The 15,881-nt window shown below is 68.3% G+C and carries 15 protein-coding genes; 6 read left to right on the top strand and 9 right to left on the bottom strand.

The features are described from left to right. The first annotated feature begins 63 nt into the window (after positions 1 to 63). From trxB to FKO37_RS03430, 3 genes are all read left to right on the top strand, one after another. The gene (trxB, locus tag FKO37_RS03440) at positions 64 to 1,056 is read left to right on the top strand and encodes a thioredoxin-disulfide reductase (RefSeq protein WP_037809124.1); all 993 of its coding nucleotides are present in this window, start codon (positions 64 to 66) and stop codon (positions 1,054 to 1,056) included. A 30-nt stretch (positions 1,057 to 1,086) separates the two neighbouring features. Next, entirely contained in the window at positions 1,087 to 1,410 is a 324-nt protein-coding gene (trxA, locus tag FKO37_RS03435) for a thioredoxin (RefSeq protein ID WP_009085330.1), read from the top strand. Between the two features lie 267 nt (positions 1,411 to 1,677). Continuing rightward, on the top strand, positions 1,678 to 2,826 hold the full coding sequence (locus tag FKO37_RS03430) for an N-acetylmuramoyl-L-alanine amidase (RefSeq protein ID WP_037809125.1): 1,149 nt from the start codon (positions 1,678 to 1,680) through the stop codon (positions 2,824 to 2,826). Positions 2,827 to 3,623: 797 nt separating this feature from the next. Here the strand turns inward: FKO37_RS03430 and FKO37_RS03425 are convergent. Next, positions 3,624 to 4,268 (bottom strand): GNAT family N-acetyltransferase, encoded by a 645-nt coding sequence (locus tag FKO37_RS03425; protein WP_106961273.1) that lies wholly within the window; start codon positions 4,266 to 4,268, stop codon positions 3,624 to 3,626. Positions 4,269 to 4,450: 182 nt separating this feature from the next. Between FKO37_RS03425 and FKO37_RS03420 the strand changes: the two genes are divergently transcribed. Beyond that, positions 4,451 to 5,770 (top strand): PLP-dependent aminotransferase family protein, encoded by a 1,320-nt coding sequence (locus FKO37_RS03420; RefSeq protein ID WP_037809126.1) that lies wholly within the window; start codon positions 4,451 to 4,453, stop codon positions 5,768 to 5,770. A gap of 30 nt (positions 5,771 to 5,800) precedes the next feature. Further along, positions 5,801 to 6,751 carry a D-alanine--D-alanine ligase gene (locus tag FKO37_RS03415; protein WP_009085339.1) on the top strand — a complete coding sequence of 317 codons (951 nt, stop codon included), beginning with the start codon at positions 5,801 to 5,803 and terminating at the stop codon, positions 6,749 to 6,751. 132 nt (positions 6,752 to 6,883) lie between these two features. Here the strand turns inward: FKO37_RS03415 and FKO37_RS03410 are convergent, their stop codons facing one another. The 8 genes from FKO37_RS03410 to rpmH form a co-directional block, all read right to left on the bottom strand. Beyond that, on the bottom strand, positions 6,884 to 7,894 hold the full coding sequence (locus FKO37_RS03410; RefSeq protein WP_037809127.1) for a ParB/RepB/Spo0J family partition protein: 1,011 nt from the start codon (positions 7,892 to 7,894) through the stop codon (positions 6,884 to 6,886). After that, entirely contained in the window at positions 7,891 to 8,814 is a 924-nt protein-coding gene (locus FKO37_RS03405) for a ParA family protein (RefSeq protein ID WP_037809129.1), read from the bottom strand. Before FKO37_RS03405 ends, FKO37_RS03410 begins: the two co-directional genes overlap by 4 nt. Positions 8,815 to 8,900: 86 nt before the next feature. Beyond that, positions 8,901 to 9,581 carry a 16S rRNA (guanine(527)-N(7))-methyltransferase RsmG gene (gene rsmG / locus FKO37_RS03400; RefSeq protein WP_037809131.1) on the bottom strand — a complete coding sequence of 227 codons (681 nt, stop codon included), beginning with the start codon at positions 9,579 to 9,581 and terminating at the stop codon, positions 8,901 to 8,903. 539 nt (positions 9,582 to 10,120) lie between these two features. Further along, on the bottom strand, positions 10,121 to 10,660 hold the full coding sequence (locus tag FKO37_RS03395; protein WP_037809133.1) for a R3H domain-containing nucleic acid-binding protein: 540 nt from the start codon (positions 10,658 to 10,660) through the stop codon (positions 10,121 to 10,123). A gap of 28 nt (positions 10,661 to 10,688) precedes the next feature. Continuing rightward, positions 10,689 to 11,846, bottom strand: coding sequence for a membrane protein insertase YidC (yidC, locus tag FKO37_RS03390; RefSeq protein WP_238603707.1), 1,158 nt, complete (start codon positions 11,844 to 11,846; stop codon positions 10,689 to 10,691). 4 nt (positions 11,847 to 11,850) lie between these two features. Then, positions 11,851 to 12,177: a membrane protein insertion efficiency factor YidD gene (yidD, locus tag FKO37_RS03385; RefSeq protein WP_037809137.1), complete on the bottom strand. Its 327-nt coding sequence runs from the start codon at positions 12,175 to 12,177 to the stop codon at positions 11,851 to 11,853. 6 nt (positions 12,178 to 12,183) lie between these two features. Continuing rightward, on the bottom strand, positions 12,184 to 12,615 hold the full coding sequence (gene rnpA / locus FKO37_RS03380) for a ribonuclease P protein component (protein ID WP_238603706.1): 432 nt from the start codon (positions 12,613 to 12,615) through the stop codon (positions 12,184 to 12,186). A 22-nt stretch (positions 12,616 to 12,637) separates the two neighbouring features. Further along, on the bottom strand, positions 12,638 to 12,781 hold the full coding sequence (gene rpmH / locus FKO37_RS03375) for a 50S ribosomal protein L34 (RefSeq protein WP_037363527.1): 144 nt from the start codon (positions 12,779 to 12,781) through the stop codon (positions 12,638 to 12,640). 600 nt (positions 12,782 to 13,381) lie between these two features. Here rpmH and dnaA point away from each other — a divergent pair. Next, on the top strand, positions 13,382 to 15,064 hold the full coding sequence (dnaA, locus tag FKO37_RS03370) for a chromosomal replication initiator protein DnaA (protein WP_238603705.1): 1,683 nt from the start codon (positions 13,382 to 13,384) through the stop codon (positions 15,062 to 15,064). Positions 15,065 to 15,881: the final 817 nt, after the last annotated feature.

Genomic DNA, 15,881 nt, shown 5'->3' with positions numbered 1-15,881 from the left:
ACACCTCCACCTACGATCGTGTTGAGCCTGGAGCACAGGTCATGACGAGCGGAGGGTTGACGGGTGGCTGCCGAGGAAATCAGGAACCTGATCGTCGTCGGGTCGGGTCCTGCCGGTTACACCGCAGCGGTCTACGCGGCGCGCGCACAGCTCGAACCGCTGGTGTTCGAGGGCACGCAGTTCGGCGGCGCGCTGATGACGACCACCGAGGTCGAGAACTTCCCGGGCTTCCGCGACGGGATCCAGGGTCCGGACCTGATGGAGGAGATGCGCAAGCAGGCCGAACGGTTCGGTGCGGAGCTGCGCGCGGAGGACGTCGAGTCGCTTGAGCTGACCGGCGACGTGAAGTACGTCGTCGCGAACGGCAAGCGCTACGCCGCCCGCGCCGTCGTGCTGGCCATGGGCGCCGCCGCGCGGTACCTGAAGGTGCCGGGCGAGCAGGAGCTGCTCGGACGCGGCGTGTCCGCCTGTGCGACCTGTGACGGTTTCTTCTTCCGCGACCACGACATCGCGGTGGCCGGCGGCGGCGACTCGGCGATGGAGGAGGCGACCTTCCTGACGAAGTTCGCCAAGTCCGTCACGATCGTGCACCGCCGCGACGAGTTCCGGGCGTCGAAGATCATGCTCGAACGCGCTCGCGCGAACGACAAGATCAAGTGGCAGCTGAACTCGCAGATCACCGGCGTCGAAGGCGACGGGACCGTGTCCGGCCTGAAGGTGCGCGACACGCAGTCCGGCGAGGAGAAGACTCTCGACGTGACCGGGTTCTTCGTCGCGATCGGCCACGATCCGCGCAGCGAACTGGTGCGCGGTCAGGTGGACGTGGACGAGGACGGCTACGTGCTCACGCAGGGCCGCACGTCGTACACGAACCTGCCCGGGGTGTTCGCCGCCGGCGACCTCGTGGACCGCACGTACCGGCAGGCGATCACCGCGGCCGGTTCCGGCTGCAGCGCGGCGATCGACGCGGAACGATGGCTCGCGGAGCACGGCGAGGCCGAGGCGAACGAAGCACCGGAACTGGTCGGCGGCGGCTACGGCGCCGGCGAGCACTGACTTTTTTCCACCGAGTTGAAGGAGCAAGCGATGTCCGAACCCGTGAAGGTGACCGACAAGTCGTTCGTGGACGACGTCCTGACCAGCGAGAAGCCCGTTCTCGTCGACTTCTGGGCGACCTGGTGCGGGCCGTGCAAGATGGTCGCCCCGGTGCTCGAGGAGATCGCGAAGGAAAACGGCGACAAGATCACCGTCGCGAAGCTCGACATCGACGAGAACCCGAACACGGCGCGTGACTACCAGGTGATGTCGATTCCGACGCTGATCCTGTTCCAGGGCGGCAAGCCGGTGAAGCAGATCGTGGGCGCGAAGCCGAAGGCCGCGCTGTTGTCCGATCTCGCCGACGTGCTCTGAGCGGTCCACCTGCTGAGAACCCGGGCCAGCGGCTATCGACTCGCCGGTCCGGGTTCTCGCACGTTCGGGAACCACCCGCACGGGGTGGGCACGCAGGTGCACTCGGCGTGTCCGCCGCGCGGCGACGCACCCGCCGGTGGCGCACCGACCGGGCCTGCGTCCTTACCGAGAGTTCACAGGGCACAATAGGTGCCTGGGTACACCCCCTACCCGGGTTTCTGTTTCGCATCGAGCCGGTTTCGGTGCCTGAGGAAGAGCGAGGAGTGCATGCGGGTACTCCGCCGCGGTGACGCCGGTCCCGACGTCGCCGAGATCAGGTCGATCCTTGCCGGGATGGATCTGCTCCCGCCGGTGGCGGGGACCGAGCGGTACAACACGTTCGACGTCGCGGTGGAGCAGGCCGTGCGCGCGTTCCAGCAGCGCCGCGGGCTCATCACCGACGGGGTGGTGGGCCCGGCGACGTACCAGGCGCTCAAGGGCGCGAGCTATCACCTCGGGAGCCGCCCGCTCCAGTACCTTTTGTCGTCGCCGGTGCACGGCGACGACGTTTTCACTCTTCAGGAGCGGCTCACCGAACTGGGCTTCGACGCGGGCCGCCCGGACGGCTATTTCGGCCCCCAGACCGAACGCGCCCTGCGCACGTTCCAGCGCGACATGCGGCTGACGTCGGACGGCATCTGCGGCCCGGCCACCATCCGCGAGCTGCATCGCCTGTCCTCGCCGCGCGCTCGCGGCGGCCGCCCGGTTTTCCTGCGCGAGCAGGAGCAGGTGCGCCAGGCGGGCCCGCGGCTGCGCGGCAAGCGCATCGTGATCGACCCGGGCCACGGCGGCGAAGACCTCGGTGTCGTCGCAGGCGGCCTGCGCGAGGCGGACATCGCCTGGGATCTGGCGCGGCGGCTCGAAGGCCGGATGCAGGCCACCGGCATGGAGGCCCTGATCAGCCGGGGCCCGAACCACAGCCCGACCGATTTCGAACGCGCCCGCTTCGCCAACGACGCCGGCGCGGACCTGTTCCTGTCGCTGCACAGCGACGGCAACCCGTCGCCGCGCGCACAGGGCGTCGCGAGCTTCCACTTCGGCACCGGCAACGGCACGACGTCCACCGTCGGCGAGCTGCTGGCCGGCTTCATCCAGCGCGAGGTCGCCGCCCGTACCGGCCTGCTGGACTGCCGCACGCACTACAAGACGTGGGAGATCTTCACCCGCACGCGCTGCCCGGCCGTCCGCGTGGAAATCGGCTACCTGACGAACCCGGACGACGCCGCCCGCCTTGGCGACCCCGCCTTCCGCGACGTCGTGGCCGAAGGCATCCTCATCGCGGTCAAGCGCCTCTACCTCCTCGGCGAAGGCGACCAGCCCACCGGCACCTTCACCTTCGCCGACGTACTGGCCCACGAACTGGCCAAGGCCGAATAGCCCACTCTCGCTATTCGCCCCCTCCGGTTCTCCCTGCCTTACCCCTAGCCCCACCCTGATTCGCCCTGCTCCGGCCTTTCCCCGCGAAGACCGCCCAGGGCCCCACTCAGCGCGCCCCGCCGCCGCACCGCCCTCTCAGCCCGTGTTTACCCGTGCTGACCCGCCCGCACCCCGAGCAACCACTACCCACAGTCACCACCAGCCGCCGCCCGCTCGGCGACCCCTCCCAAGCACCGCCACCCCCGAACCAACCGCACCCGGACCCCCAAACAACCGGAGCCCCCACACCGCTTAACCGGCGCCACAAGAACTTGCGCCCCACTGCCGCACCACCCACCACACCTGGGGGCAGCCCCCACCCTTCCCAGGGGGCGTCCCCAGATCCATTCTATCCATCCACAGCTTTTCCACGGCCTCTATCTGCAATCTGTGGATAACTCGGGGACTCTTCCACAGTTGTGCACAGGTACCGGGAGTGGGTGTTTTCCCTGCGGATTCGAGGTGGTATGGGGCTCGTCGGACTCGGTCCTGGGGCATCCGAGGCCCACCCCCGGCGGCGGCGAACAGGCCGGGGCTGACCTCGGGCGATGCTGTTCGAGCGGCCGCACAACCCAGTCGGGAATGAGGGTTGCGGTGAGCAGTAAAGCGGGCGAGCGGCGGTAGTTGTCGCAAAGGTGGGCACGGAGAGTGACCGGGTAGCCGGGGAGTGGCGGAGTACTGCGGGCTAGCCGGGCGGGGCGTTCAGGGTGGGTGCCAGCGAGGTCATTCTGGCTGACCTGCCTGGGGCACGAAGCCGGTCAGGCGCGGCCGAGGCTCGGTTCCGCGGTCGTGATCGTCACTTGGCCCAGCAGACGTTCGAGTGCCGCTTCGACGTCTTCCTTCCAGGTGATCGCCGAGCGCAGTTCCAGGCGCAGGCGCGGGTACTTCGGGTGCGGGCGCACCGTTTTGAAGCCCACGCTCTGCAGGAACGCGGCGGGGAGCACGCACGAGTGCTGGCCCAGCGGGTCCTCGTCGTCAGGGGTGGCGTCGCCGAAGGATTCGATCGCGCGGACGCCGCGTTTGGTCAGGTCCTTCGCCACGGCCTGCACCAGCATCCGGCCGAGGCCGCCGCCGCGGAATTCCGGCAGGACCTGGAAGGCGGTGAGCAGGACGGCGTCGGCGCTCGGCGGCGACGTCGGGAAGGCGAGCGAGCGGGGCACCGCGTTCGGCGGGGCGTACAGCACGAACCCGACCGGCAACGTGTCGCTGTAGACGATGCGGCCGCAGGAACCCCATTCCAGCAGCACGCTGGACACCCAGGCTTCCTTCTCGACCTCGGTGGAGCCGTACTCCTCGGCCTGCGCCTTCAGGTGCGGCGCGAGCTCCCAGTACACGCACTGCCGGCAGTTCTTGGGAAGGTGCTCGAGATTGTCCAGGGTGACGCCCACCACGCGACGTGACACCTGAAACCTCCCTGGACCCCGCAACTCCGGCCATCGCGCCCGCAAGAGCGCAGGCGGCACCGGAAGAACCACCCCGAGGATAGGCCGATGTGACAAGCGCCGGAAGAGCGGGGAGCCGGAAGAGGCCGCGGTTACACTCGATGGATCTACCAGCAGGTACCCACCGAGCCCTCAGGTGTCCGATGACCGAGAACCGCCCCGCCAAGCCGCAGACCGGCCGCCACAATCTCGACCCGCACCTCGACCGGTACGCAGCACGTACCGCCGGGATGACCGCATCCGAGATCCGCGCGCTTTTCGCAGTGGCAAGCCGGCCGGAGGTCGTCTCGCTCGCCGGCGGCATGCCGAACCTCGCCGCGCTGCCGCTCGACACCCTCTCGGCTCAGGTCGGCGAGATCATCGCCGAGGAGGGGCTCGTCGCCCTGCAGTACGGGTCCGCGCACGGGATTCCCGCGCTGCGTGACCAGATTTGCGAAATCATGGCTCTCGAGGGGATCAAGGCGCACCCCGACGACGTCGTGGTCACCGTCGGTTCCCAGATGGGTCTCGACATGGTGACCCGGCTTTTCTGCGACCCGGGTGACGTCGTGATCGCCGAGGGCCCGTCGTACGTCGGCGCGCTCGGTTCGTTTTCCGCTTATCAGGCGAACGTCGTGCACGTCGCGATGGACGAGCACGGTCTCGTGCCCGAAGGGTTGCGGGAAGCCTTGCGCCAGGCCGAAAAGGCCGGGCAGCGGGTCAAATTCCTTTACACGATCCCGAATTTCCACAACCCGGCCGGCGTGACGCTGTCGGTCGACCGGCGGCCGGAAATCGTCGAGATCTGCCGCGAGCACGGCGTGCTGATCATCGAGGACAACCCATACGGCCTGCTCGGTTTCGACGGCCAGACCTACCCGGCGCTGCGCTCGCTCGACCCGGACAACGTCGTGTACCTCGGCTCGTTCTCGAAGACGTTCGCCTCCGGGCTGCGCGTCGGCTGGGTGCTCGCGCCGCACGCGGTGCGCGAAAAGCTCGTGCTGGCAGCGGAATCCGCGACGCTGTGCCCGCCGACCTTCAACCAGATGATCGTCTCGCGCTACCTCGCGACGCACGATTGGAAGGGCCAGATCAAGAAGTTCCGGGAGAACTACCGCGAACGCCGCGATGCGATGTTGTCGGCGCTGCAACAGTATTTGCCGCCCGGCTGCTCCTGGACCCACCCCGACGGCGGCTTCTACGTGTGGGTCACCGTGCCGGAAGGCGTTGACACCAAAGCGATGTTGCCGCGCGCGGTCACCGCTCGGGTCGCGTACGCGTCCGGCACCGGTTTCTACGCCGACGGTTTCGGCTCCCGCCAGATGCGGTTGTCGTACTGCTATCCGACGCCGGAACGCATCCGCGAGGGCGTGCGCAGGCTCGCCGCCGTGCTCGAGTCCGAAATGGACCTCAACCGCACCTTCGGTAGCGTGAAGGCGCGCACCATCCCGGGGCCCGAGACCCCGTCTCCGGACACGGTCTGACCGGCCCAGCAACACTAAGGAGTTCCCACGGTGGTCGACCGTACCGTTGCCGTGCTCGCCGGCGGGCTTTCCCACGAACGCGACGTTTCGCTCCGCTCCGGGCGCAGGCTTTCCGCCGCGCTGCGGGCCGAGGGCCTCACGGTGGAGGAGTGGGACACCGACGCCGGGCTGCTGGAACGGCTGCGCACGCAGCGTCCGGACGCGGTTGTCGTCGCCCTGCACGGTGGTGAGGGCGAGAACGGCTCGGTGCAGACCGTGCTGGAGATGCTCGACGTGCCGTTCGTCGGCACTCACTCGCAGGGCTGTCGTCGCGCCTGGGACAAGCCGACCGCGAAGGCGTTCGTGCAGCAGGCCGGGTTTTCGACGCCGGACTGGATTGTGTTGCCGCACAGCACTTTCCGCGAATTGGGTGCGCAGTCGGTGCTCGACGCGATGGTTGAGCGACTCGGCCTGCCGCTGATCCTCAAGCCGGATCAGGGCGGGTCGGCGCTCGGCACGCAGGTGGTCCGGGAAGCGGCGGAGCTGCCCGCAGCGATGGTCGGCTGCTTCGCCTACGGCGACACCGTGCTCGCGGAACGGTTCGTAGACGGCGTTGAGGTGGCCGTCACGGTCATCGAAGGGGAGAACGGGGCCGAGGCCCTGCCCGCGGTCGAGATCGTGCCGGAGAGCGGCGTCTACGACTACACCGCGCGCTACACCGCGGGGCTCACCGACTTCTTCACCCCGGCCCGGATTTCCGACGAGGCCGCGAAGGCGGTCAGCGAACTCGCCGTCGGCGCGCACCGGTGGCTCGGGCTGCGCGACATCTCGCGTACCGACGCGGTGATCACGCCGGACGGGGGAGTCCACTTCCTCGAAGTGAACCTTTCGCCGGGTCTCACCGAAACGTCGACGGTGCCGATGGCGGTCGAAGCCGCCGGCACCACGCTCGGTTCAGTTTTCGCGGACCTCGTCGCGCGCGCCGTCGCTCGCGCGAACTGAAAACTGGCGGACGGGGGCGGGCGGCGGACTGCCGCCCCTCCCCGCGCCGGTCGATTTCCGGCGGCCACTCCGCGTGACCGTGGCCGCCTCGATCCGCAATCATCACCGTGACGAAACGCCCCTGGGTGATCCCTAATCGGTTTCGTCGCTCTGATTCGCCGATTTTTCCCCGGAATTCGCGTCGATGATCCCGACGATCCGCTCAAGATCGTCAACCGACCCGAACTCGAGAACGATGCGCCCCTTGCGGCGACCGAGGTCGACCTTCACCCGGGTGTCGAACCGATCGGACAGCCGGTTCGCGAGTTCCTGCAATCCGGGCGCCTGGATCTGCTTTCGGGGAGCGGCCTTCGGCTTCGCCGGCTTCTCGCTCTTCTTCAGCGTGACGGCTTCCTCGGTGGCCCGCACCGACATGCCCTCCGCGACGATCCGCGCCGCCAGTTCCTCCTGGCTTTCCGGATCCTCCAACGACAGCAGCGCCCGCGCGTGCCCGGCGGACAGGACGCCCGCGGCCACCCGCCGCTGCACGGGGAGGGGGAGCTTGAGCAACCGGATGGTGTTCGTGATGACCGGACGGCTGCGACCGATGCGCCCGGCCAGCTCCTCGTGTGTCACCGCGAACTCGTCGAGCAGCTGCTGATAGGCCGCCGCCTCTTCGAGCGGGTTCAGCTGCACGCGGTGGATGTTCTCCAGCAGCGCGTCCCGCAGCATCGACTCGTCGGCGGTCTGCCGCACGATCGCCGGGATCGCCTCGAGCTCCGCCTGCTGCGAGGCGCGCAGCCGGCGCTCGCCCATGACGAGTTCGTACTCGTCGTCGCCGAGTTCGCGGACGACGATCGGCTGCATGAGCCCGAACTCGCGGATCGAATGCTCGAGTTCGGCGAGTGCTTCCTCGTCGAAAACCTGACGCGGCTGCTTCGGGTTCGGCTTGACCGAGCTGACCGGGATCTCGCGGTACACCGCGCCGGCGACCTCGCCGCTGGGCTGGCCCGCGGCGCCGTTCGCCGCGAACCAGCCCTTGTCCTCGCGTACCGCTTTCTCCGCGGGCGTGCTGGCCTCGGTCGCGGCCGGAGGAGGCGTCGCCGGTCCGGTCGGGATCAGGGCCGCCAGTCCGCGGCCGAGCCCTCCTCTGCGCTCAGTCATGCGGTGCTGCTCCTCTCGTTCACACCCCGCTCGGCGATCTCCTTCGCCGCGTCGAGATAGCTCATGGCGCCACGTGAACCGGGGTCGTAGGAGAGGACGGTCTGGCCGTAGCCAGGCGCCTCGGACACCTTCACGCTGCGCGGGATGACGGTCTTCAGCACCGTTTCGCCGAAGTGGTTCCGGACCTCGTTGGTCACCTGGTCGGCCAGTTTGGTGCGACCGTCGTACATGGTGAGCAGAATCGTCGACACGCTGAGTTCGCGGTTGAGGTGCTGCTGCACGAGTTCGATGTTGCTGAGGAGCTGCCCGAGACCTTCGAGTGCGTAGTACTCGCACTGGATCGGGATGAGCACTTCCTGCGCCGCCACCATCGCGTTGACGGTGAGGAGACCGAGCGACGGCGGGCAGTCGATGAAGACGTAGTCGACGCCGATCTCGTCGAGCGCGCCGGACGACAGCGCCTCCTTGAGCCGCGTCTCGCGGTTCGCCATGGAGACGAGTTCGATCTCGGCACCGGCGAGGTCGATCGTCGCGGGCACGCAGTAGAGGTTGGGGGACTGCTCGCTCTGCTGCGCGGCCTCGGCGATTGAGACCTCGCCGATGAGCACCTCGTAGATCGACGGCGTCCCGGAGCGGTGGTCGATGTCGAGCGCGGTGCTGGCGTTGCCCTGCGGGTCGAGGTCGATCACCAACGTTTTCAGCCCGTGCACGGCGAGCGCCGCGGCCAGGTTGACGGTGCTCGTCGTCTTGCCGACCCCGCCCTTCTGGTTGGCGACGGTGAGCACGCGGCGACGAGAGGGTCGGGGGAGTACCCCTTCCTTGGGGTGGAGCACGCTCGCGGCGCGAACGGCTTCTTCAGCGATCGGCGTCCAGCCCATCTCCTGGCTGGCCTCCGCGGAGTCGGACGGCGGGGGATTCACCGGTCTCGACACCTCCTCCTGGTAGACGATTCGGGGGCGTTCACACCGCGATGTTTCACGTGGAACGGCGCGGCTGTTGTCGTTCGCTAGCTCCGCCTGCCGCGTGGCCGGTTCGGCTTCGGCGGCAGGCGACGGATCAGGACCACCGTGCTGGGGACTTCGAGTACTGCCTTCCCGCATTCCGCGACCTGTGGTTCGGCCCCACCGGCCTTGCGCACCGCGTCGCGGTCGCGGGAGATCTCTTCGGCGGCGCTGGCGCCTTTGAGGGCAACCAGTCGACCTTCGGGACGAACCAGGGGAAGGCACCAGCCCGCGAGCCGAGCAAGAGGGGCGACCGCGCGGGCGGTGACGACGTCTGCGCCACTCAGCTGCTCGCGTACGGACCGCTCCTCGGCGCGTCCACGGACGATGGTGATCGGGAGTTCCAGCTTCTCGGCGACCTCGGCCAACCAGTCAACCCGGCGAGCCATGGGTTCCAAGAGCACGATATCGAGGTCCGGTCGAGCGATCGCCAGCGGTACTCCCGGAAGCCCCGCGCCCGACCCGACGTCGACCACGCGCGCCTCGGACGGGATCTGCTCACCGATCACCGCGGAGTTCAGCACGTGCCGCTCCCACAGCCGGTCGACCTCACGCGGTCCGATCAACCCTCGCTCGACCCCATGAGTCGCCAGCAGCTCCACGTACCCGGCGGCTTGCTCGACGCGCTCCCCGAACACCTCCACCGCCGCGGTCCGGACCGTCCCGGTGGCGCCGTCCAAGCTCACTACTCGCACTCCTCGCTCCGCGCGTTTCACGTGAAACGCGCTCGATTGATTGTCCCTGATGCCGACGCCAAATCGAGCCGACAGACCGCAACTGTGGACAAGTCCACTCGAGTCGCCGAGCGATCCACAGGTCGTTTCACGTGAAACGCGATCGGCCGGGGGAGGAGGCGGCGAGTTTCACGTGAAACGCCACGCTTGTAATTCGCGGCGGCGTCGAGTCGGAGCGATGACGATCCTCGGGCGACTGCAGGCTCGGGCGTCACTCGTCGCGTGCCGGGGCGCCGGGCGGCGGCTGATGAACATGACGGCAGTCGTCCTTGCCTAACCGCTGCCTAGAACATGACAGGGGACGGAGCGTCGCCAACGGACGACGCGCGACGCGGCATCGCCCAGAGGCCAGGGTCTGCTCGGCGGGTTCGGCAGGCACGGTGCCGGTCCGTACTCACGATGCCGAGGGGCCGTGTCAGAAGGAAGGCATAAAAGAAGCGGCCCACCGGAGTGAATCCGGTGGGCCGCTTCCGCTCAGTGCTTCCGAGGGCTCAGTCCTCGGGGAAGATCACCACGCGCCGCTTCGGGTCCTCGCCCTCGCTCTCGCTCGTGACGCCCTTGACCGTCGCGACCGCGTCGTGGACGACCTTGCGCTCGAACGGGCTCATCGGCTGCAGGCGCACCCGCTCGCCGCTCGACAGCACCGACTCCGCGGTGGACCGGCCGAGTTCGCGGAGCTCCTCGCGGCGGTCCGCGCGCCAGCCGGCGATGTCCAGCATCAGCCGGCTGCGCGAGCCGGTCTCCTGCTGGACCGCGAGACGGGTCAGCTCCTGCAGCGCTTCGAGCACCGTGCCGCGGGGGCCGACCAGCTTTTCGAGGTCGTCGCCGCCGTCGATGCTGACGATCGCGCGGCCCGCTTCGACGTCCAGGTCGATGTCGCCGTCGTAGTCGAGCAGGTCCAGCAGACGCTCGAGGTAGTCGCCGGCGATGTCGCCCTCTTGCACGAGAGCGTCGTCACCGCCCGCCTTCGGCTCGGCCGCCGCACTCGTCTCTTCCTGATCGGCGTCGATCGTGTCGACCGTCTCCGACATCTTCAGTCTCCTCTCCGAACCCGAAGCGTCAGCGACGCTTCCGGCCCGACTTCCTGTTCGAGTCCTTGAGGAGCCCGGGCACTCCGGTGCCGTTCTCCTTCGATCCGTTCTGGGTCGACGTCTGCTCCGGCACGCTCTCCGCCGCCTCGGCTGTCTCGGCTGCCTTCTTCGGCGAGGAAGCGACACCGCCGGACTTGCCGCTGGAGGACGAGGTCTGTGCGAAGCCGTGCGCCGAACCCGCCTTGGTCACCTTGCCCTGCTGACCCTGCTGCTGGTTCTTCTTCTGCTGCACCGGCTTCTGCCCGACCTTCGGCGCGGTCGGCTTCTGGCCCGGCTTCGGGCCGAGCGACGCGCGCTTCTCGGCCGCCTCGGCCTTGCGGGCTTCCTCTTCCTTGTCGATCTTCGTGTAGACGAGGCGCTGCTGCATGAGCGTCCAGCCGTTGTTCGCCAGCCAGTAGAAGAGCAGGCCGAGCGGGAAGAACGCACCGAAGACGAGCACACCGAGCGGGAAGACGTACATGGTGAGCTTGTTCATGATCGCGGTCTGCGCGGTGCCCGCGGCCGACGCGTTCTGCCGGGAGACCGAGTGGCGCGCGGTGAGGTGCGTGGCGATCGAGGCGATGATCATCAGCGGCAGCGCGACCGGGAGGACCTCCCAGTGCCACCCGCCGTTCGCGACGTGCCCGGCGACGGCGCCGACACCGTTGTTGACCGCCTCGCCCAGGTTGACGCCGAAGAGCTTCGCGCTGACGTAGGAGTTCACGTCATGGGCGTTGAAGAAGTAGTTCTCGGTCTTCGGGCTGCCGTCGGCGGGCTTCATGGTGAACGCGCGCAGCACGTGGTTCAGGCCGATGAAGACCGGGATCTGAAGGATCATCGGAAGGCAGCTGCCGAGCGGGTTGACGCCGTGCTCGCGCTGGAGCTTCTGCATCTCCTGCGCCTGGCGCTGCCGGTCGTTCGCGTACTTCTTCTGGATCTTCTTCATTTCCGGCGCGAAGTCTTGCATCTTCTTCATCGACCGGACCTGGTTCACGAACGGCTTGAACATGATGCCGCGGACGGTGAACGTCAGGAAGATGATGCCGAGGATCCACGAGATCGCGGTCGCTTCCCCGAAGACGAACCCGAAGACCTTGTGCCAACACCACAAGATGAAGGACACGGGGTAGTAGATGAAATCGAGCACTGAGCTACTCCTCGATCGGTGTTTCAGGCGTGCGGTGCCGCCACGAGAACTTCTCGGGCACCGGGTCGCGGCCGGGCGGGGTCCACGGGCCGCAGCGAAGCAGCCGGCGCAGCGCGAGGTAGGAGCCCTTGGCCGCGCCGTGGCGGGTCAGTGCTTCGACTGCGTACGCGCTGCAGCTCGGGTAGAACCGGCAGGCCGGAGGAAGAAAGGGCGAAATCGCCTTGCGGTAGAACCGCACGGGGAGGAGCAGCACCCACGCGACCGGTCCAGGCCGGGGCGGCGACTCGTCCTCGGGTACTTCGGTGGTGCTGTGTTCGGAGGTGGCGTCCATAGCCGTTTACACCGCTGATCCGTGGTCGGGTGCCGTGCCCTGCTGGCGCGGCTGCCGGAGAGCATCGGCCCCGGCCGGGCGGCCGGACGGCGCGAGGCCGAGCCGGCGCAGTGCGGCGTCGAGATCCGCGGCGAGCTCAGCGCTCGACGCGGACGCGGCCGGAGGCAATGCCCGTACCACCAACGAGCTGCCCGCGGGCAGTGTTCCGAGACGCGCGGAAACCAGGTGCCGCAACCGCCGGGTCACCCGGTGGCGCACCACCGAGTTCCCGACGGCCTTGCTCACCACAAAACCCGCCCTGGCCGCGAACGAAGCGGCCACGGACGGGTCCGTGGTCAACGCGTGGACGACGAGGCGGCGCCTGCCGGCTCGGGACCCCCGGCGGAGGACGACCCGGAAGTCCTCGCTCCGCCGCAGACGTGCGCCAGCGGGCAGCACGACGCGGTCCGGCTGAGCCGGATCAGGCGGACAGCTCGGCGCGGCCCTTGCGACGGCGCGCCGCGAGGATCGCGCGGCCCGCACGGGTCCGCATGCGCAGGCGGAAACCGTGGGTCTTCGCGCGACGACGGTTGTTCGGCTGGAAGGTGCGCTTGCCCTTGCTCACTGCTTCTCCTGTGTCTCGGCCGTCGGGCGACGGCGGATTCCCCGGCGCCCGGCGTGTCGTGCGGGTCGCACGGAAGTTCGTGCTGTCTCCTACCACCGGGTGGCCTCGTCACGACGAGCGACGACATACGTAGGCACGCGAAACGCACCCGTCGCATACGGGAGACCTTACGAGGGTACGCACCCCGGTCGTGAACGCTGCAGGCGCCCCTCCGGCGCCCTCGGCGACCGACCGGCGAGACTGCCTTCCGGCACGGCGCGGCACCGAATGGCAACACGCCGTACACCGTGAAATGCTTGCGCAGCACCACGTCTTGTGGCATCGAGCAGGGCTTGTTAGCGTGCCTCTCTCGGCCTCCGGGCAGGACTGATTCGGCCTCGCCGACGCCGGGGGGTGTGGAGGCGCCCGGGGAGTACGCCGAGCCCGCAGGTCGCGTGGCTGCGGACGGCCGTACATTAGTGCACAGCTGTGGACAACTTTGTGGATATCGCTGTGCCGTCGCGCGGGTGAGTCCGGACCGCGTGCTCGAGGCGAGCTTCCAGGACGTGCTCGGGGCGGGTCGCAGGCGTGCGCGCCGACGAGGGGAGGGGAGTCAGACCGGTGTCGGAGCACCAGCACAATCTGGGCGTCATCTGGGAGCAGGTGGTGCGGGAGCTGTCCGACGGCACCCTCTCCCCGCAGCAACGAGCCTGGATGCGGGTGACCCGCCCGATCGGTCTCCTCGACGGCACCGCGCTGCTCGCCGCGCCGAGCGATTTCGCGAAGGAAGCCATCGAACGCGCGCTGCGCACCTCGATCACCGAAGCACTGTCGCGGCGGCTCGGCCGTCCGGTGTCGCTCGCGGTGAAGGTCGACAGCACCGAACCGGTCGCGCCCGCCCCCCGCTATGCGGCGTCACCCGCCCGGGTGGAAAACGATGTCCCGCGGCCGGAGCCGGTGCCGCAGGCGAGCCCGCACCTGGAGAACGGCCAGGCCGAACACGTGCGCCCGGAGCGCCCGAAGCCGAAGCCGCCGCCGCGCCGGCCTCAGGTCGAAGCGGCCGGGCTTCCGCCGGCCCGGGTCGACCCGCCGCCGCCACCGCCTCCTCAGCAGCCGCTGCACCCGGTCCTCGACGACCTCGAGGACCCAGACGAAGAAGTCGACGAAGAGGGCGAAGCGCTGGCGACCGCGAATGAGATCTGGCCCCGGTTCGCCGGGCAGCCGATCGCGGGCCAGCCCTACACCGCTCCCGCGCAGCCGCAGACGTCGAAGACGAAGCTGAACGAGAAGTACAACTTCGACACCTTCGTCATCGGCGCGTCCAACCGCTTCGCGCACGCCGCCGCGGTCGCCGTCGCCGAGGCGCCCGCCCGCGCGTACAACCCGCTGTTCATCTGGGGCGAGTCCGGGCTCGGCAAGACGCACCTGCTGCACGCGGTCGGGCACTACGCCCAGCGGCTGTTCCCCGGCATGCGCGTGCGCTACGTCTCGACCGAAGAGTTCACGAACGACTTCATCAACTCGCTGCGCGACGACCGCAAGGTCGCTTTTCAGCGCCGCTACCGCGACGTCGACATCCTGCTGGTGGACGACATCCAGTTCCTGGAGGGCAAGGAAGGCACCCAGGAGGAGTTCTTCCACACCTTCAACACGCTGCACAACCAGAACAAGCAGATCGTGGTCAGCTCCGACCGGCCGCCCAAGCGGCTGGAGACCCTGGAGGACCGGCTGCGGACGCGGTTCGAATGGGGCCTGATCACCGACATCCAGCCGCCTGAGCTGGAGACCCGGATCGCGATCCTGCGCAAGAAGGCGGCGCAGGACCGGCTCGCGGTGCCCGGCGAGGTGCTGGAGTTCATCGCGTCGCGGGTCGAGGCGAACATCCGCGAACTGGAGGGCGCGCTGATCCGCGTCACCGCGTTCGCGTCGCTGAACCAGCAGCCGGTGGAAGTCGGGCTCGCCGAGATCGTGCTGCGCGACCTGATCCCGGATTCGCACACGCCGGAGATCACCGCGCCGACCATCATGGGCGTCACCGCCGAGTTCTTCGACGTGACGCTCGACGAGCTGTGCGGGCCCGGCAAGACGAAGGCGCTCGCCACGGCCCGCCAGATCGCGATGTACCTCTGCCGCGAGCTGACCGAGATGTCGCTGCCGAAGATCGGCCAGACGTTCGGCGGCCGCGACCACACGACCGTCATGCACGCGGACAAGAAGATCCGCAAGGAGATGGCCGAGCGCCGGCGGATTTACGACCAGGTGCAGGAGCTCACCTCCCGCATCAAGCAGCGCGCTCGGCAGTAGCCGACTGCCGCGTTTGGACACTCGCTTGTAGACAGTCTGGTTTCGACGATAAGGGCACCACGGACCACCCGTGGTGCCCTTTTTGCTGCCATGACTGGCTTCTCGCGCGTACGCAGCCGAAGCGTGCGTACGGATAAGCAGCGGAGCGAAGCACGCGTACGCATCCACAGACGTCCACAGCCTGTGTACAGAGAATTTCCCAAACTCATTGATACACAAGGGGTTTTCCCCAGGGTGTGTGCAGTTTGCCCACAGTGCCAACGAATCCCAGACCTGCGGCGACCCGGATTTGATCCACATCCCGTTCACACCGGATCCACAGGTTGTCCCCAGGGTTGTCCACGCGGATTCCCCAGGTTGCCCACAGGTCATCCACAACTGTGGGTCGTCACTCACCAGGGCGATCCCGGCCGCTTCGGCTGCCCCCAGAGCCTGGGTACAACTCGGTCCCAACCTGGGGACAACTGTGGGGATAACTGGGGACAACTGTGGATGAATCCGGGACGGCTCGAAACCATCCACGGATCGCCCGAACCATCCACCGATCCGCCACCAGGGCTGCCCACAGGCCGACGCACGCCACGACCAGCGCGAACGAGCGCTGTCCACACAATCCACAGCCCCTATTACTGCTACTGGTTTTTCATCTCTTCTAAGAAAGAACAGAACAAAAACAGGCGGAGGACGAAACTGGGGACAAGCCGAGATTCGTGTCGTCTTGTCGACAAAGTGAAGGGGAGGCCGAGGTGACGGCACCCCCGGCGACGGCCTAACGTGGATGTCTGCAGCTGGTCCGTTCCCGCGCGGGGCGGACCGG

Source organism: Amycolatopsis sp. Poz14, from assembly GCF_006704225.1.
Taxonomy (GTDB): Bacteria; Actinomycetota; Actinomycetes; order Mycobacteriales; family Pseudonocardiaceae; genus Amycolatopsis; species Amycolatopsis nivea.
Note: the sequence above shows the minus strand (reverse complement) of the source record. Positions and strands in the feature narration are given on the sequence as shown.

Coding starts and splice junctions, on each gene's coding strand:
- yidD (WP_037809137.1), bottom strand. CDS start 12,177: ATGGACGCCACCTCCGAACACAGCACCACCGAAGTACCCGAGGACGAG.
- FKO37_RS03430 (WP_037809125.1), top strand. CDS start 1,678: ATGCGGGTACTCCGCCGCGGTGACGCCGGTCCCGACGTCGCCGAGATC.
- FKO37_RS03410 (WP_037809127.1), bottom strand. CDS start 7,894: ATGACTGAGCGCAGAGGAGGGCTCGGCCGCGGACTGGCGGCCCTGATC.
- trxA (WP_009085330.1), top strand. CDS start 1,087: ATGTCCGAACCCGTGAAGGTGACCGACAAGTCGTTCGTGGACGACGTC.
- FKO37_RS03420 (WP_037809126.1), top strand. CDS start 4,451: ATGACCGAGAACCGCCCCGCCAAGCCGCAGACCGGCCGCCACAATCTC.
- FKO37_RS03395 (WP_037809133.1), bottom strand. CDS start 10,660: ATGTCGGAGACGGTCGACACGATCGACGCCGATCAGGAAGAGACGAGT.